The organism is Alteromonas sp. Cnat3-28 (assembly GCF_022348265.1).
In the GTDB taxonomy this organism is placed as follows: Bacteria; Pseudomonadota; Gammaproteobacteria; order Enterobacterales; family Alteromonadaceae; genus Alteromonas; species Alteromonas macleodii.
In genome coordinates, this window is the sequence record NZ_JAKREY010000003.1 from 72,046 (window position 1) to 96,479 (window position 24,434).

At 45.2% G+C, this 24,434-nt stretch carries 19 protein-coding genes and 8 tRNA genes; 8 read left to right on the top strand and 19 right to left on the bottom strand.

Annotated elements, in window-relative coordinates; genetic code table 11:
* Positions 1–310: 310 nt before the first annotated feature.
* The 8 genes from MHM87_RS04300 to MHM87_RS04335 form a co-directional block, all read right to left on the bottom strand.
* Positions 311–387, bottom strand: a tRNA-Pro gene (locus MHM87_RS04300).
* A 42-nt stretch (positions 388–429) separates the two neighbouring features.
* Positions 430–514: transfer RNA gene (locus tag MHM87_RS04305), tRNA-Leu, on the bottom strand.
* A gap of 7 nt (positions 515–521) precedes the next feature.
* Positions 522–597 (bottom strand) — tRNA-His (locus MHM87_RS04310).
* A 169-nt stretch (positions 598–766) separates the two neighbouring features.
* Positions 767–843 (bottom strand) — tRNA-Pro (locus tag MHM87_RS04315).
* A gap of 42 nt (positions 844–885) precedes the next feature.
* Positions 886–970: transfer RNA gene (locus MHM87_RS04320), tRNA-Leu, on the bottom strand.
* A gap of 7 nt (positions 971–977) precedes the next feature.
* Positions 978–1,053: transfer RNA gene (locus MHM87_RS04325), tRNA-His, on the bottom strand.
* A gap of 88 nt (positions 1,054–1,141) precedes the next feature.
* Positions 1,142–1,218: transfer RNA gene (locus MHM87_RS04330), tRNA-Arg, on the bottom strand.
* Positions 1,219–1,242: 24 nt separating this feature from the next.
* Positions 1,243–1,319, bottom strand: a tRNA-Pro gene (locus MHM87_RS04335).
* Between the two features lie 345 nt (positions 1,320–1,664).
* Here MHM87_RS04335 and folD point away from each other — a divergent pair.
* From folD to MHM87_RS04365, 6 genes are all read left to right on the top strand, one after another.
* A complete protein-coding gene (folD, locus tag MHM87_RS04340) occupies positions 1,665–2,519 on the top strand; it encodes a bifunctional methylenetetrahydrofolate dehydrogenase/methenyltetrahydrofolate cyclohydrolase FolD (protein ID WP_014950149.1) in 855 nt (284 codons plus the stop codon).
* A gap of 105 nt (positions 2,520–2,624) precedes the next feature.
* Positions 2,625–3,203 carry a DUF1415 domain-containing protein gene (locus tag MHM87_RS04345; RefSeq protein WP_239257850.1) on the top strand — a complete coding sequence of 193 codons (579 nt, stop codon included), beginning with the start codon at positions 2,625–2,627 and terminating at the stop codon, positions 3,201–3,203.
* A gap of 238 nt (positions 3,204–3,441) precedes the next feature.
* Positions 3,442–4,161: a tRNA (N6-threonylcarbamoyladenosine(37)-N6)-methyltransferase TrmO gene (tsaA, locus tag MHM87_RS04350; protein WP_014950151.1), complete on the top strand. Its 720-nt coding sequence runs from the start codon at positions 3,442–3,444 to the stop codon at positions 4,159–4,161.
* A gap of 182 nt (positions 4,162–4,343) precedes the next feature.
* The gene (locus tag MHM87_RS04355; protein WP_239257851.1) at positions 4,344–6,062 is read left to right on the top strand and encodes a proline--tRNA ligase; all 1,719 of its coding nucleotides are present in this window, start codon (positions 4,344–4,346) and stop codon (positions 6,060–6,062) included.
* A 37-nt stretch (positions 6,063–6,099) separates the two neighbouring features.
* A complete protein-coding gene (locus tag MHM87_RS04360; RefSeq protein WP_239257852.1) occupies positions 6,100–6,942 on the top strand; it encodes an MBL fold metallo-hydrolase in 843 nt (280 codons plus the stop codon).
* Between the two features lie 35 nt (positions 6,943–6,977).
* Positions 6,978–7,994: a phospholipase A gene (locus tag MHM87_RS04365; RefSeq protein WP_039231566.1), complete on the top strand. Its 1,017-nt coding sequence runs from the start codon at positions 6,978–6,980 to the stop codon at positions 7,992–7,994.
* Positions 7,995–8,076: 82 nt separating this feature from the next.
* On the opposite strand, the gene MHM87_RS04370 is transcribed toward MHM87_RS04365, so the two are convergent.
* From MHM87_RS04370 to guaB, 4 genes are all read right to left on the bottom strand, one after another.
* The gene (locus MHM87_RS04370; protein WP_239257853.1) at positions 8,077–8,979 is read right to left on the bottom strand and encodes a histone deacetylase; all 903 of its coding nucleotides are present in this window, start codon (positions 8,977–8,979) and stop codon (positions 8,077–8,079) included.
* A gap of 131 nt (positions 8,980–9,110) precedes the next feature.
* Positions 9,111–10,733, bottom strand: coding sequence for a methyl-accepting chemotaxis protein (locus tag MHM87_RS04375; RefSeq protein WP_239257854.1), 1,623 nt, complete (start codon positions 10,731–10,733; stop codon positions 9,111–9,113).
* A 212-nt stretch (positions 10,734–10,945) separates the two neighbouring features.
* Positions 10,946–12,523: a glutamine-hydrolyzing GMP synthase gene (gene guaA / locus MHM87_RS04380; RefSeq protein ID WP_014950157.1), complete on the bottom strand. Its 1,578-nt coding sequence runs from the start codon at positions 12,521–12,523 to the stop codon at positions 10,946–10,948.
* 70 nt (positions 12,524–12,593) lie between these two features.
* The gene (guaB, locus tag MHM87_RS04385) at positions 12,594–14,063 is read right to left on the bottom strand and encodes an IMP dehydrogenase (protein WP_014950158.1); all 1,470 of its coding nucleotides are present in this window, start codon (positions 14,061–14,063) and stop codon (positions 12,594–12,596) included.
* A 100-nt stretch (positions 14,064–14,163) separates the two neighbouring features.
* On the opposite strand from guaB, the gene xseA reads away from it, so the two are divergent.
* Together xseA and MHM87_RS04395 are read left to right on the top strand one after the other, a co-directional pair.
* Positions 14,164–15,516, top strand: a complete 1,353-nt coding sequence (gene xseA / locus MHM87_RS04390) for an exodeoxyribonuclease VII large subunit (protein WP_239257855.1) — start codon at positions 14,164–14,166, stop codon at positions 15,514–15,516.
* A gap of 15 nt (positions 15,517–15,531) precedes the next feature.
* The gene (locus MHM87_RS04395) at positions 15,532–16,689 is read left to right on the top strand and encodes a hypothetical protein (protein WP_239257856.1); all 1,158 of its coding nucleotides are present in this window, start codon (positions 15,532–15,534) and stop codon (positions 16,687–16,689) included.
* Here MHM87_RS04395 and MHM87_RS04400 read toward each other — a convergent pair.
* From MHM87_RS04400 to MHM87_RS04430, 7 genes are all read right to left on the bottom strand, one after another.
* Positions 16,686–16,865 (bottom strand): exodeoxyribonuclease VII large subunit, encoded by a 180-nt coding sequence (locus MHM87_RS04400; protein WP_239257857.1) that lies wholly within the window; start codon positions 16,863–16,865, stop codon positions 16,686–16,688. The genes MHM87_RS04395 and MHM87_RS04400 overlap by 4 nt on opposite strands.
* Positions 16,866–17,224: 359 nt before the next feature.
* Positions 17,225–18,670 carry a ribosome biogenesis GTPase Der gene (gene der, locus MHM87_RS04405; RefSeq protein ID WP_014979823.1) on the bottom strand — a complete coding sequence of 482 codons (1,446 nt, stop codon included), beginning with the start codon at positions 18,668–18,670 and terminating at the stop codon, positions 17,225–17,227.
* A gap of 290 nt (positions 18,671–18,960) precedes the next feature.
* On the bottom strand, positions 18,961–20,220 hold the full coding sequence (gene bamB / locus MHM87_RS04410; protein WP_080752359.1) for an outer membrane protein assembly factor BamB: 1,260 nt from the start codon (positions 20,218–20,220) through the stop codon (positions 18,961–18,963).
* A 44-nt stretch (positions 20,221–20,264) separates the two neighbouring features.
* Complete coding sequence (locus tag MHM87_RS04415) at positions 20,265–20,885, bottom strand: tetratricopeptide repeat protein (protein ID WP_168463256.1); 621 nt, start codon at positions 20,883–20,885, stop codon at positions 20,265–20,267.
* Between the two features lie 12 nt (positions 20,886–20,897).
* Positions 20,898–22,181 (bottom strand): histidine--tRNA ligase, encoded by a 1,284-nt coding sequence (gene hisS, locus MHM87_RS04420; protein ID WP_075177060.1) that lies wholly within the window; start codon positions 22,179–22,181, stop codon positions 20,898–20,900.
* 82 nt (positions 22,182–22,263) lie between these two features.
* The gene (ispG, locus tag MHM87_RS04425; protein ID WP_014950167.1) at positions 22,264–23,382 is read right to left on the bottom strand and encodes a flavodoxin-dependent (E)-4-hydroxy-3-methylbut-2-enyl-diphosphate synthase; all 1,119 of its coding nucleotides are present in this window, start codon (positions 23,380–23,382) and stop codon (positions 22,264–22,266) included.
* A gap of 8 nt (positions 23,383–23,390) precedes the next feature.
* Positions 23,391–24,428, bottom strand: a complete 1,038-nt coding sequence (locus MHM87_RS04430; protein ID WP_239257858.1) for a RodZ domain-containing protein — start codon at positions 24,426–24,428, stop codon at positions 23,391–23,393.
* Between the last annotated feature and the right edge of the window lie 6 nt (positions 24,429–24,434).

Genomic DNA, 24,434 nt, shown 5'->3' on the forward strand with positions numbered 1-24,434 from the left:
GTTCTCAATCCCCTCTCCCGTCATGCAAGAGTTGCATATCACTCCGGGGTAGAGGTCGTTATTCGACGTTTATAAAATCAAAGTTAGGACACGAAATTGTGTCAAAAAGCCAACCTGAAACAAACGTACTGGTTAAAAAAAGACGCGGTAGTATACAGCCGCATACCACAAGAGTCGAGAGGCAAACACAAGTTTGTAACAACCATTTGAACGCATTTTGACCAAATAGCGAAACTAATAGCCTAAATAGCGAAAAAGACGGAATCTATGCGAATTTATTGAGCAATGAATAAAGAGGAGAGAAAGATAATGGTCGGTGAGACAGGATTTGAACCTGCGACCCCTTGTACCCAAAACAAGTGCGCTACCAAGCTGCGCCACTCACCGACAGATATATCTTTTTGAAAAGCCCTGCGAGAGCTTTAAATATGGTGCGGAAGGAGAGACTTGAACTCTCACGCCGTGAAGCACTGGAACCTAAATCCAGCGTGTCTACCAATTCCACCACTTCCGCGAAAAAGTGGGGTGGACGATGGGACTTGAACCCACGACAACCGGAATCACAATCCGGGGCTCTACCAACTGAGCTACGCCCACCACAGTAATCCTGTTCAGTCTTATGTGTGAATTGATAAACACATAAGCGCCTACCGAGCTGTCAGGATCTTACATAGCTACTCGATAGTTAAAGTCGACTCATACCCTAGCCCACAGATGATTTATCACTCTTGGCTAGAAGTATTTACTGAATCGAAGAAAGCATAAATGGTCGGTGAGACAGGATTTGAACCTGCGACCCCTTGTACCCAAAACAAGTGCGCTACCAAGCTGCGCCACTCACCGACTGAAATGCTTACATTAAGCTTTTGATAAAGCTTGAAAATATGGTGCGGAAGGAGAGACTTGAACTCTCACGCCGTGAAGCACTGGAACCTAAATCCAGCGTGTCTACCAATTCCACCACTTCCGCAAAAAAGTGGGGTGGACGATGGGACTTGAACCCACGACAACCGGAATCACAATCCGGGGCTCTACCAACTGAGCTACGCCCACCATAGGGTGTGTTTGCAATTTACACGCTTTATTTTAGCAGTGTAAATACGAAAATTCAGCCTTGCTATCAGGACCTACCTGACTCGCATGGCGCGCCCGGCAGGATTCGAACCTGCGACCCACGGCTTAGAAGGCCGTTGCTCTATCCAGCTGAGCTACGGGCGCTTGGCGAATCTTCGCTGCAAAAAGTGGTCGGTGAGACAGGATTTGAACCTGCGACCCCTTGTACCCAAAACAAGTGCGCTACCAAGCTGCGCCACTCACCGACTGTCGTACCGACCTTGAAGCGTTAGCCTCTGTGCCGTTACGGGGTGCGAATATTACTGACATCCCCCCACCTCGTCAAACACTTTTTTAAATAAAATCATCAACCGCTCACAAAGCATCCATTCTCACGTTTTTTTGAACAATTACCCTTGTATTTACCTATTTTTAGCCTAGGTTTGCGCTTCTTTTAAGGGTAAGCATCAGGCTTTCCATTAACGGTTGTTTACGTTGAACATTTGTGGCGAATAATTGCAGAGCAATAACTACTAGAGTATTAGTCCTATTTTATGAAACAATATAGGGCACTTGTTGACCACCCAACCATATAAGAATCGTACAAGACTATGACCGCCCATCTTATTGACGGCAAACTAATTGCCAAACAAGTTCGCCAACACGTAACCTCCTATGTTGAATCGCTTACGCAAGCAGGTAAAAGACAACCAGGCCTAGCCGTTGTCCTTGTTGGCAGTGATGCAGCTTCTCAAGTTTATGTTTCCAATAAACGTAAAGCGTGCGAAGAAGTGGGGTTCGTTTCTCGCTCTTTCGACCTTCCTTCTGATACTACAGAAGAGACCTTGCTAAATTTAGTGGACGAGCTAAACGAAGATAAAGAGATAGACGGAATTCTGGTACAGCTTCCTTTACCTGCAGGGTTAAATGCAGAAAAGGTACTTGAACGTATTCACCCTCATAAAGATGTCGACGGATTTCATCCATACAATATTGGCCGCCTTGCACAGCGTATTCCTGCACTACGTCCCTGCACGCCAAAAGGCATCATGACCATGATAGAGTCAACCAAGCGCCCTGTAAAAGGCTTAGACGCGGTCATTGTAGGTGCGTCGAACATTGTGGGGCGCCCTATGAGCCTGGAACTGCTTTTAGCAGGCTGCACCGTTACTACCTGTCATAAGTTTACTCAAGACCTTAAAAGTCACGTTCAACGTGCAGACCTACTGGTAGTCGCGGTAGGTAAACCGAACTTTATTCCTGGTGACTGGGTAAAACAGGGCGCGATTGTCATTGATGTAGGTATTAATCGCGTTAATGATGGTTCACTTGTTGGCGATGTTGATTTCGAAAAAGCGAAAGAGCGCGCAGGCTGGATAACCCCCGTTCCAGGCGGAGTTGGGCCGATGACAGTAGCCAGTTTGATAGAGAATACGCTGGAAGCTTACGTAAAATATCATTCTTAAAGCACAAATAGTTCAATCAAAATGTTAGGCAGAAATCAAATTTCTGCCTTTTTGTTTTATACTCCCCTCACGTTGAACACAGACTCAAACTGACCTACACCTTTTATGGCAGAACCAACATCTTCTTTATGGGAACAGCACGTAATTGATGCAACGCTTAAATGGGTTGACGACATTGTGATAAAGCACAACTTTTGTCCCTTTGCGCGCTATGTAAGAACACCTCATCAAATTCGGTGTGTGGTAATTGAGGGCGATGCGGGAAATGTCGTTCAATCTCTATACGATGAGTTGCGGCATTTAGAAGAGAACGACACCACCGCTACAACACTCATTGCACTCACGCATTCAACCCTTGCTGATTTCAACGAATATCTCGATGTATTGGCTATTAGCGATAATATGCTGCACGACTGGGGATACAGCGGCACTTACCAACTTGCCAGCTTCCACCCCAATTATGTATTCGACGGTAGCGACGTAGACGATGCTGAAAACTATACCAATCGTTCACCCTACCCGCTTTTGCATTTGATTCGTGAAGCTGATATCACACGCTACATGAAGAAAGAAGAAGATGCCGAAAAGATATTCAGCCATAACATTGAAAAAGCACGGACGCTTGGGTGCCCTTATTTTGAGGGCGTGTTAGACACGCTTAAAAAAGATAAGCCCGCTCGATAAAACACGGGAAGCTTACCTTTTTTGTACAAAGTAAAAAACACGCACTAAAAAGAGAATAAGCTCGTGATGCGAGCAGGCCTAAAGTATTGGATTACTCCAGGGAACCCAAATAAGCAGCTCCTTATAACAAGCAGGATGTTTATTTGGCTCAAGCTTTCACTTGAAACGTCACTTTACCTGCAAATTATGTGAGTAATATGACAACGTTACACATTTTTGACTTCGTTAGGGCTAAAACGTGAATACCCACAATTCATTTTCTCTCGAGGCGATAGCGACCGTCGCTACGCCTTTCAAGCAAAAGTTTGCTATTCCAAGGCAGCCCAACTTGGCTAACGCCGAAGGTGTTATTACCTTCGAAGAAGGCTTTAACGATATCAATTTGCTTAAAGGGATAGAGAATTACAGTCACCTGTGGCTGCTTTTTATCTTTCACCAAAACATTGAACGCGGTTGGAAAAATACGGTAAAAGCCCCTCGTCTAGGTGGTAATGCAACTATGGGCGTATTGGCAAGTCGCAGTACCCACCGACCTAATGGGATTGGCATGTCTGTGGTGAAAAACAAAGGTGTGGTTAGCAGTAATGGACAGACACAGTTAGTGGTTGAAGGGGTAGATTTAGTCGACGGCACACCACTTGTCGATATCAAGCCCTATATCGCGTACGCTGATAGTGTTCCTAGCGCCAGCGATAATCTTGATGACATTAACCCCATACCCAATCGCGACGTATCATTCGCCGATACAATCCAGCCCACGCTTGCTGAAATAGAGAAAAAGCACCGTGGTTTTTCTGCCTTGGTGACTGCGGTACTGTCCCAAGACCCTCGCCCAGCCTATAAACAGCATATTGAAAATGATGAGAAAACCTACCGCGTGACGCTATACGATATTGATGTAGGGTTTGAAATAAGAGATGCCGCCGTTAAGGTGACCGAACTGGTTCATTTAGGATAATTACACTATTAGTGTTAACAGTCTGTGGCGAAATAGCTCACAGTTAATTAGAATACGCCCAAACGTGTGACACCTTATCTCGGTTCAAGCATTTCGCAATGTTTTGTTTTGCGAATTGCCGTTTGCGAAAGAGCATCACACTAACCGTCATAAATACATTTATAACAGGATACCTGCTTTACATGCGCACTAGTCAATATTTGCTTGCCACGCAGAAAGAAACACCTGCAGATGCAGAGGTTATCAGCCACCAGCTTATGCTAAGAGCTGGTATGATCAGAAAGCTTGCCTCGGGTCTATACACATGGTTGCCATCTGGTCTTCGTGTACTTAATAAAGTAGCCAATATTGTTCGTGAAGAAATGAACAAAGCAGGCGCGATTGAAGTGCTAATGCCCGTTGTTCAGCCCGCAGATTTGTGGGAAGAATCTGGACGATGGGAAGAGTACGGCCCAGAGTTACTTCGTATTAAAGACCGCCACCAGCGTGATTTCGTATTAGGTCCAACGCACGAAGAAGTTATTACCGCGCTTGTGCGTAATGAAATTAGCAGCTATAAGCAGCTTCCGCTCAATCTATACCAAATTCAGACTAAATTCCGCGACGAAGTGCGCCCCCGTTTCGGCATTATGCGTGGTCGTGAATTTACCATGAAAGATGCGTACAGCTTCCACTTAGATGACAGCTGTTTAGAAGAAACGTATCAAAAAATGTACGACGCTTACTGCAATATATTCTCGCGTATGGGCTTAGACTTCAGAGCAGTCATTGCCGACTCTGGCTCTATTGGTGGTAATCACTCTCACGAATTCCACGTACTTGCCGCATCAGGTGAAGACGATATCGCTTTCTCAAGCGACAGTGATTACGCAGCCAATGTTGAAATGGCTGAAGCTGTTGCGCCTGAAAAAGCTGTCGCATCGGGCGCTGCAGTTGAGACTAAAGATGCCAAAGGCAAAGATTTCAATGCCATCTTAAAAAGCGTAGAAGCCGAAGTGACAAACGCGGTCAAAGTCGTAGTAGTGAAAGCCGCTAATGAAGTAGACAGTAAAGGCGAAGAAGTAGTTTCTGACAAATGGGTAGCCCTTGTACTTCGTGCTGATCATGAGCTTAATGATGTAAAAGCAGAGAAGTTAGACGGCGTTGCAAGCCCGCTTGTTGAAGCATCATTTGAACAAGCAAAAGATATTCTTGGCGTTTCACCATTGTTTGCTGATGCAACCAACCTGCCTGTACCCGCTTTTATTGACGCCAGTGCAGCTGCCCTTGCTGACTTCACTACAGGCGCAGGCGCAGGCGGTAAGATAAATATTAACGTAAACTGGTCTGAAGATATTACTGGCGTTGATATTCGCAACGTTGTAGCAGGCGATGCATCTCCTGACGGGAAAGGCACGCTAGATATTAAACGCGGCATCGAAGTGGGCCATATCTTCCAGCTTGGCAGCAAGTATTCAGAGGCCATGAACTGCGGCGTACTAAGCGAATCAGGTAAGCACCAAACCTTAACTATGGGTTGTTACGGTATAGGCGTATCTCGAATTGTTGCGGCAGCTATCGAGCAAAACCACGATAAATTTGGCATAAAGTGGCCAGATCCTATTGCACCGTTTAAAATTGCATTAATACCAATGAATATGCATAAGTCTCATCGTATTAAAGAAGCAGCGGAAGCGCTTTATGAAGAGCTTGTTGCCCTTGGCGTAGAAGTGTTGTTTGACGACAGAAAAGAGCGTCCGGGTGTCATGTTCAATGATATGGAATTAATTGGCATACCTCACAGCATTGTTATTGGTGAAAGAAACCTAGATAATCAACAGGTTGAGTATAAGAATAGACGTACTGGTGAAAAGCAGTTGTTAGATATTAGTGCAGCAAAGGACTTTGTAGCCGCACTCTAGCGCCTGATCTCGCCGATTAGATTAGAAAAGAGGGCGTATGCGGTTAACATTTTATGGCGTAAGAGGGTCAATCCCTACCCCGGGAGCAGCTTACGTCCGCTATGGTGGCAATACTGCATGCGTTCACATTGAGCTTGAGGATGGTACCGATATCATCCTCGACTCTGGCACAGGGATTCGCGTGCTTGGCGAGCGCCTTATTCAAAAAGATACCCCCATTAATCTGCTGTTGAGCCACAACCATTGGGATCATATTCAAGGCTTCCCTTTTTTTGCGCCTATCTATCAGGCTTCACGTGAAATCAACATATACCCAGGGCAAACCTTCCTTGATGAACCTGATCAAATTTTAAAGCAAATGGAAGGGTCGTTATTTCCAGTCCCCCGAAGTGCGCTGAAAGCTAACATTTCTATTGTCGATATTCCCAAGTCTACAAGCCGATTTTCAGTAGGAAGCGCAACCATAACTCGCTTAGCCATGAACCACCCCGGTCGTGGCAGTGCTTATTGTATTGAAGCCGATGACGCAAAGGTGGCTTACATAACAGATAATGAGCTTTACCCCCCCTACAAAAAAGAAACAGACTTTATCGATTTCGCAAAATTTGCACAAAATGCCGATCTGCTAATACACGATGCACAGTACATGTTGTCTGACATGCCAGCTAAGAACGGATGGGGTCATTCGGTCGCGGAAGAAGCGGTGAAACTAGCAATGGCATGTAACGCAAAAAAATTAGCTTTATATAGTCATGATCCAGAACGGACTGATGACGATATAGATGATGTTGTAAACCATTGTAATGTATACGTCACAGTGGCAGAGTCTAATCTACAAGTATTTGCATCTTCAGAAGGCCAAGCACTGGACTTCAGTTAAGCATAACAAAAACCCCACGTTACGGAGAATTAAAGGTGTCTGTGTTAAAGCCTTTTGTATTTTTGGCAGCATTTGCTGCTTGCACGCCTGTGTGCGCTCAACAATCACAAGAAGTGGTAAGCGAACAAGCATCATCTTCAGAAAATAGTGAACAAGAGCGCACTGTTGAAAATGAAGAAAATCAATCGTCTCAGGAAGAAAGCGGTATTGAAGTTATCGATATCATCAAACGTGACACCATCACGGAAAGTGCACTGGATAACCGATTAGAAGGCGATAAAGAAGCACTGGATAATGTGTTTGCTATCACTCAGCATAGACAAAACTACCTACTTCCAATCACTTACGTTTCCAACCCAAGCTCTGTAGCCAGTGAAGAACTCACAAACGAGAACATAGATAATAAAGAAGCCAAATTTCAGGTAAGCGCAAAGCTGCCGCTTTATTTGGAAGATACAGGATTCGACGGTGTTTACTTTGGCTTTACGCTTACCTCTTTCTGGCAGCTTTATAACAGTGAAGCGTCGAAGCCGTTTCGCGAGACCAATTACGAACCAGAAGTCTTTTGGCAAGAAACAGCCGATTATTCCGTACTTGGCTACAAATTTAATACCTTTCAAGTTGGTTTCAATCATATGTCTAACGGTCAAAGCGGGCTGCGCTCTCGAAGCTGGAACCGTATATTTGCCTCTATTGTCTTTAGCGACGATGACGATATCTACTACCTAAAGACGTGGTACCGTATTCCTGAAGACGAGAAAACAGACCCGCTTGATCCTACCGGCGACGATAACCCTGATATACAAGACTATTACGGTAGAATGGAACTTGGTTATGGAAGGAAAATTGGCGCGTTTAAAGTACTGGCGCTTTTACGAAATAACCTCGACGTAGATGAGAACCGAGGCAGCATCCAGCTAGACTTCACCTACCCTATCTCTGACCGCTATGAAGTCTTGCTTCAATACTTCAATGGCTATGGCGATTCGCTTATCGACTATAACCGCTCACAAGAACGTATTGGTATCGGTTTTCAGCTGCACTTTTTATAATAAATAACCACGTAGACACAGGATGGGTACGCCAAACCGCTTATGTATGGCGTGCTCTTTTCATTTTAGACATCACTGTTTGTTAATCAATCACGCCTGCCGCGCGATAAAGCTGAATATGCACATCTACCAGCGCTGCAATATCTCTTTGGTAGCCTCCACCAATTACCGCAGCAATCGGAACGCCCAAACGCTCGGCTAACGCAAAGACTTGCGTATCTCTTTCGTACACGCCTTGCGTAGAAATATGCAAATGACCAAGGTCGTCGTTTACATGCACATCAACGCCTGCGTCATAGATGATGGCATCGGGCTGAAATTGCCTCATTACCATCGTTAGCGCTTGTTCTAGCGTAGTTAGATACTCATCGTCTTCGGTGCCCTTATCGAGTCCTATATCAATATCGGAACGCTGCTTTCTGTGAGGGAAGTTCTTTTCACCATGAATAGATAAGGTAAAAATATCACGGTCGTTTTCGGCAAGTTTTGCTGTGCCATCGCCTTGATGCACATCCAGATCGACAATAAGCACATTTTCAACGGACGGGGTTTGCTGCATAGTTTTCGCTGCCAAATATAAATCGTTGAACAAGCAAAAACCTGAACCAAAATCAGCAAACGCGTGATGATACCCGCCCGTTAAATTCAATGCTTTTCCATGCTCTAGAGCTAGCTTGGCTGTTAAACAGGTTCCAGCAACGGCAGTACGGGTACGCTCAATCAGCTGCTGCGACCAGGGAAAGCCTATGCGGCGCATGGCTTTCTTATCTAATGCGCCAGTACTTAGTGCATCAACATAGTTCGCATCGTAATAGGCAGTGAGAAAAGAAAGATCAACCGGTGATGGAGTAACAAAACGCGATGCTTCCACACCGCGATTTATCAATTCATCACGAATACCCACATACTTCTCTATGGGAAATCGGTGTCGTTCGGGAAGGTCTAACTGACTGTATATGGGATGAAAAACGAGTGGCGTGGTCATTATTTTTAGTGCTACTTATTTATTACATTAGTCATGGAACGAGAAATAAGCAGCATGGCTTTAGAGCTACCTTGCCTCTTACTCCACAGCATTTTCGTTCCAACTTCACTACTAATACTGACAAAGCACACTTAGCGGGTCAAACTCTTCACCACCTTTTCAACGTTTTCTGACATACTTTTCATAGAACGTGACATATCATCACGCTGAGCAAGCTGATGGTATTTTTCAGATGATGTCACCACGTTACTTATGATTGTTTCTACTTGCTGAAGTACAGCCTCTTGCTCATCTGCGGCTTCGTTAAGCGCCACCACTACACTGGCCGTTTCTTGAATGTCCCTAACTACGTTATTTAGTGTTTCTAGCGCTGTTGCGGCTTCAGCCGCATTAGTATCGGATAACTGCTTGCCAGAAGACATAGCCGCAACGGCCCCTTTCGCTTCCGCTTCAAAGCTGCTCAAAATGTCGTTAATTTCTTTTGTAGACTGTTGTGTTTTAGCCGCAAGTGCTCGAACTTCGTCGGCAACTACCGCAAAACCACGGCCATGCTCGCCTGCCCTAGCCGCCTCAATTGCTGCATTTAAAGCTAGTAGGTTTGTTTGGTCAGCTATTTCATTGATTACATTTACCACTTTTAGAATATTGGTACTGCGGCTTTGCAGTTCAGACACAATATTACTAGATTCGGTTACCGTTTTAGCTAGCTGCTTAAAGCCAGCATTCGCGCTTTCAAACGTGGCATAACAACTCGCCACATTCTTTTCAGAATTATCGGTAGCGACAGCAACTTGGTCAGTAATAGCCACTAAATTCTGTACAATCTCTTTCAGTTTATCTGTGCTGCTATCAAGTGAGCGCGACGCATCACGCTGTCCATTGGCACCCTCCATAATGGATTGGCTGACGTTACCAAGGGTGCCGAAAGCCTTTTCCATTTCTCGCTCTGCCTGTTGAAGCTGCGCAATCGAATCTTTTAGCTTGTATTGCAACGCGCGAGCGGAATCAGCCAACATACCCAGTTCATGATCACTTGAATATGTTAGGTCATAGTCATAGCGGCTATTGGCTAAGTTGGATATGCACGCAGCAACCTGTTTTGTTGGTTTGATAACTTGAGAGCGCAAGCGAGCAATAACATACACCACTGAAAGTACAGACAATACAATAGCCGCCAACAGAATAATCCAAAGCATAGTTCGCGTATTTGCTTTAAGCTCAGCTATTGCATTCGCTGAGTCTGCTGCAATTTCGGTCGCAATACTTGTGAGGAGTTTTGCAGGTTCTCTATCTATACCTCGAACGAAGCTATCCCCAACCTTGGGGTCAAAACCTGAATTGATGAATGCGTCGTATCCTTCGCGATATTTTTTCGCCATTATTGCATGGGCTTTTTGAAACTCCCTGATATCAGACTTCACGCTTTCACTTATCACATTACTCGATATCATCAGGTCAAATTGACGAGTAATATCAGCCTCTCGTTGTTTGAATCGCCCCCAGTATTTTTCTCTGTCTTCTTCTTTGTGACCACGCAGCAGTACATTTTTCCACTCTTGGACTTGGGTTTTGAATGTACTTAGCGTGGTATTGACGTCGCGTTCTGATTGAACAAGGGTGTTTTCTAACTCATCAAAGGCATTGAGCAACGAGAAAGACTTTAGAATTGAGGCACCGTTTAGTAGTACAAGAATTAATAAACTGGCGAGAACAGGCGTCATCACCAAACGGCTGATGCTAGTGTAATTTAACACGTCTTAACCTTTAGTATAAGTTTGAAGAAGGACGTCGCCATTAAATGATATTTTTATGACGGTTTGGTTACAAATTTGGTATGAATCAACATACCAATATATGCGAAAATATACACCCTTATAGTAACAGGCTTATTAACTTGCTCTTTTTTAAGTAGATACAAAAAAAGAGCCCGAAGGCTCTCTTTTCATTTCGGTAAATTTACACCCGTTTATTCCCACTCAATCGTAGCAGGTGGCTTACCAGAAATGTCGTATACTACGCGGCTAATGCCGTCAATTTCATTTATAATGCGATTCGACACTTTACCTAGGAAGTCGTAGGGTAAATGTGCCCAGTGAGCTGTCATGAAATCGATGGTTTCTACTGCACGAAGGCTTACTACCCAGTCATATTTACGCGCATCACCCATTACGCCAACTGAGCGCACAGGAAGAAATACGGTAAACGCTTGGCTTACTTTTTGATACAAATCAGCTGCATATAGCTCTTCAATAAAGATAGCGTCTGCACGACGTAGTAAGTCGCAATATTCTTTCTTAATTTCACCAAGTACACGAACACCTAGACCTGGACCAGGGAACGGGTGACGGTAAAGCATGTCGTACGGTAAACCTAGCTCAAGGCCAATTTTGCGTACTTCGTCTTTAAAGAGTTCACGCAGTGGCTCAACAAGACCTAGCTCCATATCTTCTGGAAGACCACCTACGTTGTGATGCGATTTGATCACGTGCGCTTTACCCGTTGCAGAACCCGCTGATTCGATAACGTCTGGGTAAATAGTACCTTGCGCTAACCACTTCGCGTTTTCACGCTTACCGGCTTCTTCGTCAAATACACGAACGAACTCATTACCAATAGCTTTACGTTTAAGCTCAGGATCTTCAATGCCTTTTAGGCGATCAAGGAAACGCTCTTCAGCGTCTACACGGATAATGTTAAGGCCGAAATGGTCACCAAACATTTCCATTACCTGATCAGCTTCATTTAAGCGAAGCAGGCCATTGTCTACAAACACACAAGTAAGTTTGTCACCTATCGCGCGGTGAAGCAGCATAGCTGTTACTGAAGAATCTACACCGCCTGAAAGGCCAAGAATAACTTCTTCATCGCCCACCTTCTCTTTTATGCGCTCAATGGCATCGTCAATAATTGCGCCAGCTGTCCAGAGCTTTTCACACTTACAGATGTCCATCACAAAGTGAGTTAATAGACGCATGCCTTGGCGAGTGTGAGTCACTTCAGGGTGGAACTGCACGCCATAGAATTGCTTCTCTGCGTTATACATTGCAGCATGTGGGCATGAAGCGGTTTGCGCGATGGTTTCAAAACCTTCGGGAATAGCTGCCACTTTATCGCCGTGGCTCATCCATACATCAAGCAGCGCCGCGCCGTTATCGCCTATGGCATCTTCAATTTTATCCAGCAGCGGGCTTGGCTTAATCACTTCTACTTGCGCATAACCAAATTCACGCTTGTCTGAACCCAGTACGCCACCACCTAGCTGTTGTGCCATGGTTTGCATGCCATAGCACACGCCTAGCACTGGCACGCCGGCTTCAAATACGTACTCGGGCGCGCGTGGTGAACCTTCTTCGGTTACTGACTCTGGGCCACCTGACAGAATAATCCCTTGAGGATTAAATTCGCGGATTTGCTCTTCGGTCACATCCCAAGCCCAAAGCTCACAGTAAACGCCTATTTCGCGAACACGACGTGCTATCAACTGCGTGTATTGCGAGCCAAAATCCAAAATAAGTATGCGTTGGTCGTGGATATTTGTGGTCATGTTTTATTTTTACCCGTTAAATAAAAGAACAAAGGCTGGTGTAGTACCAGCCTCGCAGTCGTCGGTCGCCTTAACCTAAACGGTAGTTTGGCGCTTCTTTGGTAATGCTTACATCGTGAACGTGGCTCTCGCCCATTCCGGCTGAAGTTACGCGCACAAATTGTGCCTTGGTATTGAGCTCTTCAATCGTTGCGCAGCCCGTTAAGCCCATGGCTGAGCGCAAGCCGCCCATTTGCTGATGGATAATATTAGCAATTGGACCTTTGTACGCTACGCGGCCTTCAATACCTTCTGGTACTAATTTCTCAGCGTTATCAGAATCTTGGAAGTAACGGTCTGACGAACCGTGGCTTTGATCCATAGCGCCTAGTGAACCCATACCGCGATATGACTTGTAATAACGGCCTTGGAAAAGTTCTACTTCGCCTGGCGCTTCTTCAGTACCTGCTAGCATGCTGCCAACCATTACGCAGCTTGCGCCAGCAGCCAACGCCTTAGCAATGTCACCCGAAAAACGAATACCGCCGTCAGCGATTACTGGAATGTCAGTATCTTTAAGCGCTTCTACTGCATCTGATACCGCAGTAATTTGAGGCACACCGCAACCGGTTACGATACGGGTAGTACAAATTGAACCAGGGCCAATTCCCACTTTAACAGCATCTACGCCGGCATCGGCAAGTGCTTTCGCGCCATCGCCCGTCGCAACGTTACCCGCAATAATTTGTACATCTGGATAGTCTGCACGTACCTTTTTCACGCGGTCAATAACACCTTGCGAGTGACCGTGAGAGGTATCGATAAGTAGAACGTCAACGCCTGCATCTACAAGTAGTGCAATACGTTCGTCAGTACCTGGTCCAACGCTTACCGCAGCACCAACACGTAGGCGACCAAGCGAGTCTTTACATGCGTTAGGCTTGTTTTCTGCTTTCTGGAAGTCTTTAACAGTGATCAGGCCTGTAAGCTTAAACGCGTCGTCGACGACAAGAATTTTCTCAATGCGGTGTTCGTGCATAAGATCTAACACCACATCAGAGCTTGCACCTTCTTTAACGGTAACCAGATCATCCTTACCGGTCATTACGTTTCTAATAGGCAAATTCAAACGCTTTTCAAAGCGAAGATCGCGGCCTGTCACAATACCAATTAGGTTATTATCTTTGTCAGTCACCGGGAAGCCAGAGTAACCAAGACGCTTAGAAAGCGCGATAACTTCACCAATGGTCGCATTCTCTTCAACCGTTACCGGGTCAGATACCACACCACTTTCGTATTTCTTAACTTCACGTACGTGTTTGGCTTGCTCTTCGGGCTTCATGTTTTTATGAATGAAACCAATACCACCCTCTTGGGCTAGCGCAATAGCTAGACGGGCTTCAGAAACCGTGTCCATGGCAGCAGACACCATTGGAATATTTAACGTTACGCCACGCGTAAGGCGTGTTTGTAAGTTGGCTGTGTGAGGGAGGACGGTCGAGTGGCCGGGAACCAGCAACACATCGTCGAACGTCAGGGCTTCTTGGATGATACGTAGCATGCAACAACACCTATTCAGTTGAGGGTTAATTGCGGCGCAATTGTAGTGTTTTTTAGTTTTCAGGTAAACTCTAAATGTATTAAACCCAGTGATTTTTTTTATGTTTACAAATTCGCCATCTACGTCTCGACAAATTTTAACAGTTACCAAGCTAAATCGCTTAGCCAGAACCGTACTGGAAGGCGAAATTGGCCTTATTTGGCTATCGGCTGAAATATCCAACTTTGTGGCAGCCGCATCAGGGCATTGGTATTTCACGCTGAAAGACAACAAAGCCCAAGTTCGCGCGGCCATGTTCAAGGGATCAAACCGCAATGTTCGCATTCGCCCTAAAGAAGGCGACAAAATTTTAGTGCGAGCGTCGGTTGGCCTTTACGAAGCACGCGGCGACTATCAACTGGTTGTCGAACACATGGAAAGCGATGGCGAAGGTGCGCTTAAGCAAGCGTTCGAAGCCTTAAAGTTCAAACTCAACAATGAAGGCTTGTTCGATACTGCTAACAAGCGTGCGCTACCTGAACGTATTAATCGCATCGGCGTAATAACTTCATCAAGCGGTGCAGCGCTTCACGATGTATTAAGTGTATTAAAACGACGCAGCCCACAAACCGAAATCATTGTTTATCCGTCGATGGTTCAGGGTGAAACCGCACCTTTACAGTTAATTAATGCGTTAAGAACGGCTAACCGCCGCGCAGAAGTGGATGTGCTGTTACTTACGCGAGGCGGCGGTTCATTAGAAGACTTGTGGTGTTTTAATGATGAAAGCTTGGCAAGAGAAGTCGCTGCAAGTGCTTTACCCATAGTTAGCGCCGTAGGCCATGAGGTAGACTTCACCATTAGTGACTTCGTCGCTGATGTTCGCGCCCCTACCCCATCTGCTGCTGCCGAAATCTTAAGTCAGGATTCTGCCGCTCTCTACCAAACGCTAAGTCAGCAAAAACAACGCTTAGCAAGGGCAATACATCAGTACCTTCAAACGAGTAAACAACAACTTGTTTTAAAGAAACAACGGCTAAATGCGTTGCATCCACAAAGCCGCATTCAATCACAGTGGCAAACGTTAGACAGACTACAACTTCGTTTAGCGCATAAAATGCAAAACGACTTGGCAAAAGCAGAGAAGCAATTACAAGGTCTTGATTACAGACTAAACAAACAATCGCCATCAGCAAACGTAGCGCGTGCAAAAGACAAACTGAATTACGCTAGCACCAAGCTCTTATCAAGCATGAATACACTTATTAGAAGCAAAAAAAATGAACTTGGTGGTAATGTTAGCCTCTTACAATCTGTAAGTCCTCTTTCAACGCTCGCCCGTGGTTACAGCATTACTTTGTCCGACAAAACAGCCATTAATAGCGTGAATAAAGTAAATGTAGGTGATGAGATAAAATCTCGGGTGACTGACGGAGAAATAACCAGTACAGTGACACACATTCAGCGGCAATAGGTAGCCTTAAGTATTATGCCCGTTCATGTAAACGCGTTTTCCTTTTCCAGTATTTACCAGCGGGCCTGTGCATTTTGGAGCCTAAAGTCACAGCGGTTCGCTATATCAAAAATTTTAACACCTTTGTGCGTTTTTGTTCTGTTACTAGTGCCTGACTTCACCTTTGCTTCTATGGTCAATCAACCTGTCTCTGTTTTTTCTACCTACCCGAGCGAGACGTTACTCAGGGCTTGTGGAGCCCAGCGAGCATTAAGCGAAGCTAATGCTTCTCAATCCACTAATTTGTGTTTTGAAGATGCGATTTCGCCCGACAGCTTTATTAAACTCCTAAGCGAATCAGGAGAGTTCAGTCATTTGTTCCCTTATGGCGAAGGAAACGACTACGAACTATTGATTGCTAATGTTGGCGCAGCGCCTGGCATGCATCGACAGCACGCAAAACAATTTGCAGAATTCACTTTACAATGGCGAGGGATAGAAATTGACTCATCTTCATTTGATGCGAGTGCCGCAGAAAACACAGATGTGAAAACGGAAACCGCTTTAGCCGAAGAAGAAGCTCAATCGTTGATTGCGCGCTGGATTCAACATGCCAAACATTCTGGATTATTTACCAGCCAGTTTTTGTTCGATGCGCTAGAAGCTAGCGACTATAAGGGTGGATTACAGGTACCAAACGCCATTGGCGACTTCACTAAATTAGATACTCAGTTATATCCAGACCCGTTTAACGGTGCAATTACTCGCTATATACACCCTGAGTTTGAAGATGCGCTCGTTGATGTCACCGTATATCCCTTTTTAGATCAGCTTTCTTCAGATGAAAACGAGCTACTTCCTAAGCAACTAGAAAGTGATCTGCAACGAGCTAGTGCTACAGCCGATTTACAGCAGTTAACGTTGTCTCAAATCAGTCCAGCCTCACGCTACGAAGTTAACAGCGCATTAAGAGGATGGAGATTGGGGCTGAGCGCGGCATCTGAAACATCACCAACAATTTACGCGACAACCTATGTCTTTAAGCTACAAGATAAAATCGTAAAAGTGTCTACGACTTTTCCTCCTGACTTTTCAGACAATATTGTCAATCAATTGATTGTTAACGTAGAAGTTCCGCAAGAGTCTGAAATGATGAAAAAGGTTCGCTCTCTGCTTTTGGAAAGCGCGCGTTAAGCTTTTTTCGCAGAACGTCGTTTAACTAGCGGCAAACTCAACGTTGGCTTTTCTTCTGTTTTGGCGGTGAGAATATATACTTTTTGCTGCTCTTTTGGTTTATACCTATCAAACCAGTTATACATTTGATTTTTTTGAAGTGGTGAGGCGACTTTAACCAATTCTTCTACTGACACTTTATCTCCCAAAAACACTGCTGGCTGTCTGCTAAACAGGTAGTGTCTGCAAAAACAGCTCCAAATTTCACATCCGTGGTAACCTCCCGAATTCAAAGGTACGTACCTATAAATGACTGAATGTGTGAACAAAGAGAAAGTGGGAATAGCAGGAAAAGAATACAATCTAAGTGTAATAATGACCTAGCAGATTAAATCAAGAAAACCGTAGAGTTGAATACGACTGGCAAAATGCAATTCACGCTAAAGCGAGTCTAATTGGGGATTTCATCATGCCACAATAGTGGGGAAATTGAGTAATGTAAAAGCATGGACGCTATCGCCACTTGGTCAGAAATAGCGCCCAATCCTCAAAAAGGCTACTTTTTATCTTTGTAATAAGACATCATACGACGGCGCTTACGCTGCTGCGCCAAGGTCAAATTAGCCTTTTTACCTTCAAACGGGTTGTTGCCTTCTCTGAATTCTATCTTGATAGGCGTACCCATAATTTCTAGCGCTTTTCTGAAATAGTTCATCAAGAAACGCTTATAAGAGCTTGGTAAGTCATCCACTTGATTACCGTGAATAACAATAACCGGTGGGTTGTAACCACCTGCGTGAGCATACTTCATTTTAACTCGGCGACCACGCACCAGCGGAGGTTGATGGTCATCCTGAGCCATTTCCATAATTTGCGTAAGCAGCGCGGTATTAATACGCTTGGTCGCGCTCATATACGCTTCTTGTACAGACTCAAATAAATTACCAACACCCGAACCATGAAGAGCAGAAATAAAATGAATTCGAGCAAAGTCGATAAAGCCTAAACGACGGTCCATCTCGCGCTTTATGTCGTCTTTCACGTCAGTACTTAATCCGTCCCATTTGTTCACGGCAACTACTAATGAACGACCTGAATTAAGCACAAAGCCTAATAGGCTAAGATCTTGGTCGGTAATACCTTCTCTGGCATCAATAACCAATAGCACTACGTTAGCTTCTTCAATTGCCTGAAGAGTTTTAACAATAGAGAACTTCTCTACGGCTTCACTAATTTTCTTACGCTTTCTCACGCCCGCGGTATCGATTAGGATATATTCACGCTCATCCCTTTCCATTGGAATGTACACGCTGTCACGGGTGGTGCCTGGCATGTCGAATACCACCACGCGCTCTTCACCTAAAATGCGGTTTGTCAGTGTCGACTTACCCACGTTGGGCTTACCTACGATAGCAAGTTTGATAGGTAACTCTTGAAGGCGTTGACGCTGCGTTTCAGCATCCTCTTCTTCTTCAGGCTCCTCATCGACAATTTCCATGTCCGGGAAATCAGATTCAAGTGGCTTTAAGGCGTCCTGCAGCAATTGGCTAACACCGCGACCGTGCGCCGCAGCAATTTGCTTAATATCACCTAAGCCTAAGGAATAAAATTCCGCACTTTCGCTATCGCCGTCAATTCCATCAACCTTGTTCGCCACAACAAACACTTTTTTGTTTATGCGTCGAAGATGATCAGCAATACCTTGGTCGGCTGGCAGCATACCTGCTCTGGCGTCAACCAAAAACAATACGACATCAGCCTCTTCTATAGCTAACAAAGACTGTTGTGCCATTTCAGCATCAATGCCCTCTTCATCGCCCGTAATACCGCCGGTATCCACTACTATGAACTGGCGCTTTTCAAATTTCGCTTGGCCGTATTTACGGTCGCGAGTTAGCCCCGGATAGTCAGCAACTAGTGCATCACGGGTATTTGTAAGGCGATTAAACAAGGTTGACTTACCAACATTAGGGCGGCCAACCAAAGCAACAACGGGTAACATTTATCAGATCCTAGGGGTCATGAAAGCTAAAAAAGCACAAGCCGCATACACCATCTATTACAACTAACGTTCGGGAGCTGTATTCTCTAACGAGAGGTGAATTACTATGAGGCTTTTGAGAATGGGCGCATTATACCTTGTTCACTACCTAATACCAATGGCGTTCAATAACACGAAGAGAAACCGTCTACCCATTGATAATTGCCAAGTTTAGGCCCCAAAAAACCGCGGGGTATAAAAAAAGGCGCTTTAAGCACCTTTTCTGTTTAAATATTAGCGAAACGTTCCTGTTACTTTGGAACTTGCACCGACGCTATTACGCCATTACGTGTTACCGCTATAATCTTATCATCCACCTTCAACGGCGCAGCATAGATTGAATCATCTTCGTCATCGCCGCCAACATCTAGGCGTGCAACAACTTCACCTGTTTCTTGTTCAATCCAGTGTAGAAAGCCCCAGTTGTCACCAACAACCACATGGTCGCCTACTGGAGTAGCAGCCGTTAATGAGCGATGCTTAAGTGAACCTTGAGACCAGAGCTCTACGCCGTTTCGTCTATCAAGGGCATAAACGTTAGAGTTGTTGTCTACAACAAAAATTTTATTGCCGTCGATATTCAAATTGCGAAACGATGCATATTCACGTTTCCAAATTACACGACCTGAACGTAACTCTACAGCAGCTAATGTTCCGTTGTAAGAAACCGTGTAAACCGTGCCGCCAAATAAAACAGGCGTTGTGTCGATATCAACAATACGCTCTAACTCTGTTGCACCAGAAGGCGTTGCAATTACCGTTTCCCACGCAAGTACACCTGTTTCGATAAGATTAACCTGAATTTTACCTGTAGGTGTACCGATGATAGCACCACCATTAGATGCGATTGGGCCAGAAATACCGCGTAGTGTTAGCGGAGGAGTATCACCTTCGTGTCTCCACAACTGTTCACCAGTGCGGGTATTGAAACCAAATAAGCTACCAGCACCCGTGTTAACCACTAAGATGCCTTCATCAGCTGCCGGAGCCGCTAAAACCTCACCGGGAACAGACGCATCCCAAACCAACTCTCCGGTTTCTGCATCCATTGCAGCTACATAGCCGTTTTCTGTACCAATGAATACGTGTCTGTCTGCTACGGCGATACCACCAATACGAGCAGTCTCACCGCTACGCCACAAATTAGTGACTGAGCTTAGCATGCCCTCAGAGCGAAACTGTGCGAAATCTTTCTCCCACAACACCTTACCCGACTCAGGGTCCATCGCGACAACGGCGCCATGGCGATCGGCAGCATAAAGCTTGTCATAGGCATAAACAGGGCGAAGACGAGAGAAGTAATGATTAACGCCATCACCAATATCGCGATCCCACACTAATTTAGGTGTGAATTTAGCCTCAATAGGCTTTAAACGACGAATCTCTAATTCTTCATCATCTGCAAACCAGTCTGAAATAGTTGAGCAGCCAGACATTGTGATAGACACCGCGAGTGCCATACCTATCGTGCGAGCAAATCGACCTTTACGGCCACACGTGTTGTGAAACAAATTGCGTACCTCTTTATTATTTATACCAGCCCTAAGGCTTTCGCTTATTGCGCAGCAGATACCGATAGGTTATCTAACTTCATTTGTAAAAGCGGATTGTTGGCATTTTTTTCTAACGCATTTGAATAAGCTAAGCGAGCATCATCAAACTTGCCTTGTTTTTGATACACATCGCCTTTTAATTCAGAAACTTCTGCTGCAAATGCGTCGTTTGTTACATTGCTAAGCGTAGACAACGCCGCGTCCAGCTGGTTCATTTCAATTTGCACACGCGACAAACGAAGAGAGGCAAGCACTTTCAATTCATCATTTTCGGCAAAGGTTACTACGCTATTTAGATGAGAAGCTGCAGCATCTAAATCACCGGCATCTACCGCTTGCTTAGCAGCAAGAAGGCTGGCAATGCTCGCATAACCACTCTCTTTGTTCTCTTCGATAAAAGCTTTAACTTTTGCGTCGCTGCCTTCTGTACCGAATGTTTCTACGGCATTTTGATAGGCAACCGATGCCGCTTCTTTAGTTTCAATTTGCGCTTCTGAATACGCTCTCCAGCCCCAAAGGCCACCTAGACCAAGCGCTGCACCGACAATAATTGCAGTACCGTGCTCTTTCCAAAAACGTTTAATCGCTTCTACTTGTTGTTCTTCTGTTGCGAACTGTTCCATGATGTCCTCTTTTTATTTTGCGCTCAGCATCTCTGCAACCTTATCAGATAAAGTGTCGAAGCTGACTGTAACTTGTTCTTGACCATCGCGCAGTGGTTTAACACCTACTTCGCGAGACTGCATTTCGTCATTGCCTAAAAGCAGCGCTAAACGTGCACCTGTTTTATCTGCACGCTTTAATTGTTTTTTAAAGTTGCCGCCGCCACAGTGCATCATTATGCGTGTATTAGGAAGCGTATTTCGAAGATGTTCTGCTACCTCAATAGCGTATGACTGTGCCTCTTCTCCCATCGCCGTTACGTAAACATCTGCGAAGCTCGAGTCCTGACCTTCTTCGGTTAACGTGGTTAGCAACAGTACCAAACGTTCAATGCCCATAGCAAAACCAACCGCAGGCGTTGCTTTGCCACCCAGCTGCTCTACCAAGCCATCGTAACGGCCTCCAGCACACACTGTACCTTGGGCTCCCAGGCTGTCTGTCACCCACTCAAACACGGTACGGTTGTAGTAATCTAATCCGCGCACTAGTCGAGGATTTATTTCAAACTCAATACCTGCTTGCGTTAAGCGCGAACACAAGGTTTCAAAATGTACTTTAGATTCTTCATCAAGATGATCGATTAGCGCTGGCGCATCGGCAATAGCAGCTTGAACATCAGGGTTCTTTGAATCGAGTACGCGAAGTGGATTCGTTTCAAGTCGACGCAGGGAATCTTCGTCGAGCTGGTCTGCACGCTGTTTTAAGAATTCAACCAGCGTATCGCGATATGCAGCACGAGCTTCGTTTGAACCTAAGGTATTGATTTGAAGTTTTACGTGCTGCTCAATACCAAAAGCTTTCCAAAAGCGTGCACTAAGAAGAATCACTTCTAAGTCGATGTCAGGGCCGTCCATACCGTAGGTCTCTACACCGAACTGATGGAACTGGCGATAACGCCCTTTTTGTGGACGTTCATGACGGAACATTGGCCCCATGTACCACAGGCGTTGCTGCTGGTTGTACAATAAGCCGTGCTCGTTTCCTGCGCGCACGCAACTTGCCGTACCTTCTGGACGTAGCGTTAAGCTGTCGCCATTTCTATCTTCGAAGGTATACATTTCTTTTTCAACGATATCGGTAACTTCACCGATAGAGCGCTTGAACAAGTCGGTGCTTTCAACGATGGGAGTACGTATTTCTTGGTAACCATAACTCGCCACAACCTGACGAAGTACAGATTCTACCTTCTGCCATGTACCGGAAATCTCCGGTAGGCAGTCATTCATGCCTCGAATTGCCTGAATAGTCTTAGCCACGTGAAATTCTCATACTGCTAAATAGTGAAAAGCCCCGCATTATAGGGGCTTTGGGAGTAAACAACAATGAACAAAAAATGTCTTAGTCTTTAACCGAGACCTGAATTTTATTTTGTTCACTCATACGCGATGCTTTGGCGCGAATCTTAGCTTCAAGCTTATCCACTAGATCGTCGTTAGGAAGACGTTCTTTAACGCGCTTACCGTCCTCGTATAGGCCGCTCATGTTACGTGCGCCAGTGAGGCCCAAATCAGACACTTCTGCTTCGCCTGGGCCGTTAACCACGCAACCGATGATAGAGACATCCATTGGCGTAAGAATATCTTCCAATCGCTGCTCAAGAGCATTCACCGTGCCGATTACATCGAATTCTTGTCGTGAACAACTCGGGCAAGCAATAAAGTTTATACCGCGCGAGCGAATACGCAGTGACTTAAGAATATCAAAGCCTACCTTGATTTCTTCCACCGGGTCAGCGGCTAACGATACGCGCAACGTATCACCAATACCTTCAGCCAATAGCATACCTAAGCCAACTGCACTCTTCACGGCGCCGGCGCGCTGACCACCGGCTTCGGTAATACCTAAGTGAAGCGGCTGGTCTATTTTTTGTGCCAATAAACGATAGGCGCCAACAGCTAAGAAAACATCTGACGCTTTAACGCTGACTTTGAATTGATCAAAGTTAAGTTTATCGAGAATATCCACATGACGCATTGCGGATTCAACCAGCGCTTCTGGCGTTGGCTCACCGTACTTCTCTTGTAAGTCTTTTTCTAACGAGCCACCGTTCACACCAATGCGGATAGGAATATTTTTGTCTTTTGCACAATCGACCACAGAGCGCACACGCTCCATATTACCTATGTTACCTGGGTTAATGCGCAGACAATCCACTCCGTATTCAGCAACCTTAAGTGCGATACGGTAGTCAAAATGAATGTCTGCAACGAGTGGCACACTCACCTGCTTTTTAATTTCTTTAAATGCTTCAGCCGCTTCCATCGTGGGCACAGACACTCGAACGATCTCGCCACCCACTGCAACAATACGGTTTATTTGATCGACGGTCGCTGCCACATCTGTGGTCCGCGTATTCGTCATAGATTGAACAGCAATGGGAGCGCCATCACCAATGGGGACGTTACCTACATTAATACGCGTAGACTTTCTGCGTTTAATAGGACTTTCTGCAAACATCTAATTACCTATAAAGGAAGTGCGAAGCGAGCTGTTTTACCGTTTTGGTATGAAGAAATATCAACAGACTCGCCGTTAACTGATATGCGCACATTATCCGGTGCACCGAGCGTAACTTCAACAGGAGGAACGCCTTGAATTTCCATAACTCGTCCTTTTAGCTTTACCCCATAGGCAATAGCTTCTCCAGACGCGTCTTTAATATTAACCCAACAGTCATCATCGAAAGTGAAAACCATAGCAATTGGCGCTGCATCAGACTGACTATTCACATTAAGGTTGGGTTGGGGTTCGTTACTACTCGCAGAATTAACCAGAGCGGTTAGGTTATTGCTATCATTTACCTCTGTATCGGGTGCTGAGATTGCACCATCATTCAAGCTACCGTCTTGGTTAAAACCGCTATCTTGGTCGCTGAACGCACCGCTGGTTTCTGAGCTTGTACTATTGCTCACGCCCGTGTCTAGCTGATTGTTTCCAGCCGTATCACCCTGCGACGACGAGGCGTCAGTAGTTACATTGTCGGTATCTGTGCCCGCCGATGGGACAGGCGTATTAGCGGCTTCTCGCTCAACAGCCTCACTAAGTGGCAGTTCAGCTACCGTGTCGTCACTAGGCTGTTGATACCACCACACGACAACGGCGGCAATGATAAGAAGTAAAATAACATAAGTTACCATCATCCACCTGTCATCGTGTGTCTGTTTTGCGACACGCTTTGAAAAGCTCTGTAATCTATCGGAAGATGGTACAGATGTTTGATTGTGGAAGCGTTCGAATGCCTCAATAACTTCTTGAGAATTCATGCCTAATTGCTTGGCATAATTTCTCACGTATCCTTTTGTAAAAGTCACCGAAGACTTTTCATCAATGACATCATTTTCTAAATCATTGATTTGTTTAGCTTTCAAAAACAATTTATCAGCAATATCTTGTTGAGACAAACCTAGCGTTTCACGGCGCGCTTTTAGCATTGCCCCTGGACTTGGCGTGTTTTCTTGTTGTTGCGAAGTAACTTCTTGATTCGCTTTTTCTTCCGACACCATTAAACC

Bases quoted from the DNA above. Each gene is read 5' to 3' on its own strand.
- folD (WP_014950149.1), top strand. From the start codon at position 1,665: ATGACCGCCCATCTTATTGACGGCAAACTAATTGCCAAACAAGTTCGC.
- MHM87_RS04345 (WP_239257850.1), top strand. From the start codon at position 2,625: ATGGCAGAACCAACATCTTCTTTATGGGAACAGCACGTAATTGATGCA.
- MHM87_RS04355 (WP_239257851.1), top strand. From the start codon at position 4,344: ATGCGCACTAGTCAATATTTGCTTGCCACGCAGAAAGAAACACCTGCA.
- MHM87_RS04360 (WP_239257852.1), top strand. From the start codon at position 6,100: ATGCGGTTAACATTTTATGGCGTAAGAGGGTCAATCCCTACCCCGGGA.
- MHM87_RS04370 (WP_239257853.1), bottom strand. From the start codon at position 8,979: ATGACCACGCCACTCGTTTTTCATCCCATATACAGTCAGTTAGACCTT.
- guaA (WP_014950157.1), bottom strand. From the start codon at position 12,523: ATGACCACAAATATCCACGACCAACGCATACTTATTTTGGATTTTGGC.
- guaB (WP_014950158.1), bottom strand. From the start codon at position 14,063: ATGCTACGTATCATCCAAGAAGCCCTGACGTTCGACGATGTGTTGCTG.
- xseA (WP_239257855.1), top strand. From the start codon at position 14,164: ATGTTTACAAATTCGCCATCTACGTCTCGACAAATTTTAACAGTTACC.
- MHM87_RS04395 (WP_239257856.1), top strand. From the start codon at position 15,532: ATGCCCGTTCATGTAAACGCGTTTTCCTTTTCCAGTATTTACCAGCGG.
- der (WP_014979823.1), bottom strand. From the start codon at position 18,670: ATGTTACCCGTTGTTGCTTTGGTTGGCCGCCCTAATGTTGGTAAGTCA.
- MHM87_RS04415 (WP_168463256.1), bottom strand. From the start codon at position 20,885: ATGGAACAGTTCGCAACAGAAGAACAACAAGTAGAAGCGATTAAACGT.
- ispG (WP_014950167.1), bottom strand. From the start codon at position 23,382: ATGTTTGCAGAAAGTCCTATTAAACGCAGAAAGTCTACGCGTATTAAT.
- MHM87_RS04430 (WP_239257858.1), bottom strand. From the start codon at position 24,428: ATGGTGTCGGAAGAAAAAGCGAATCAAGAAGTTACTTCGCAACAACAA.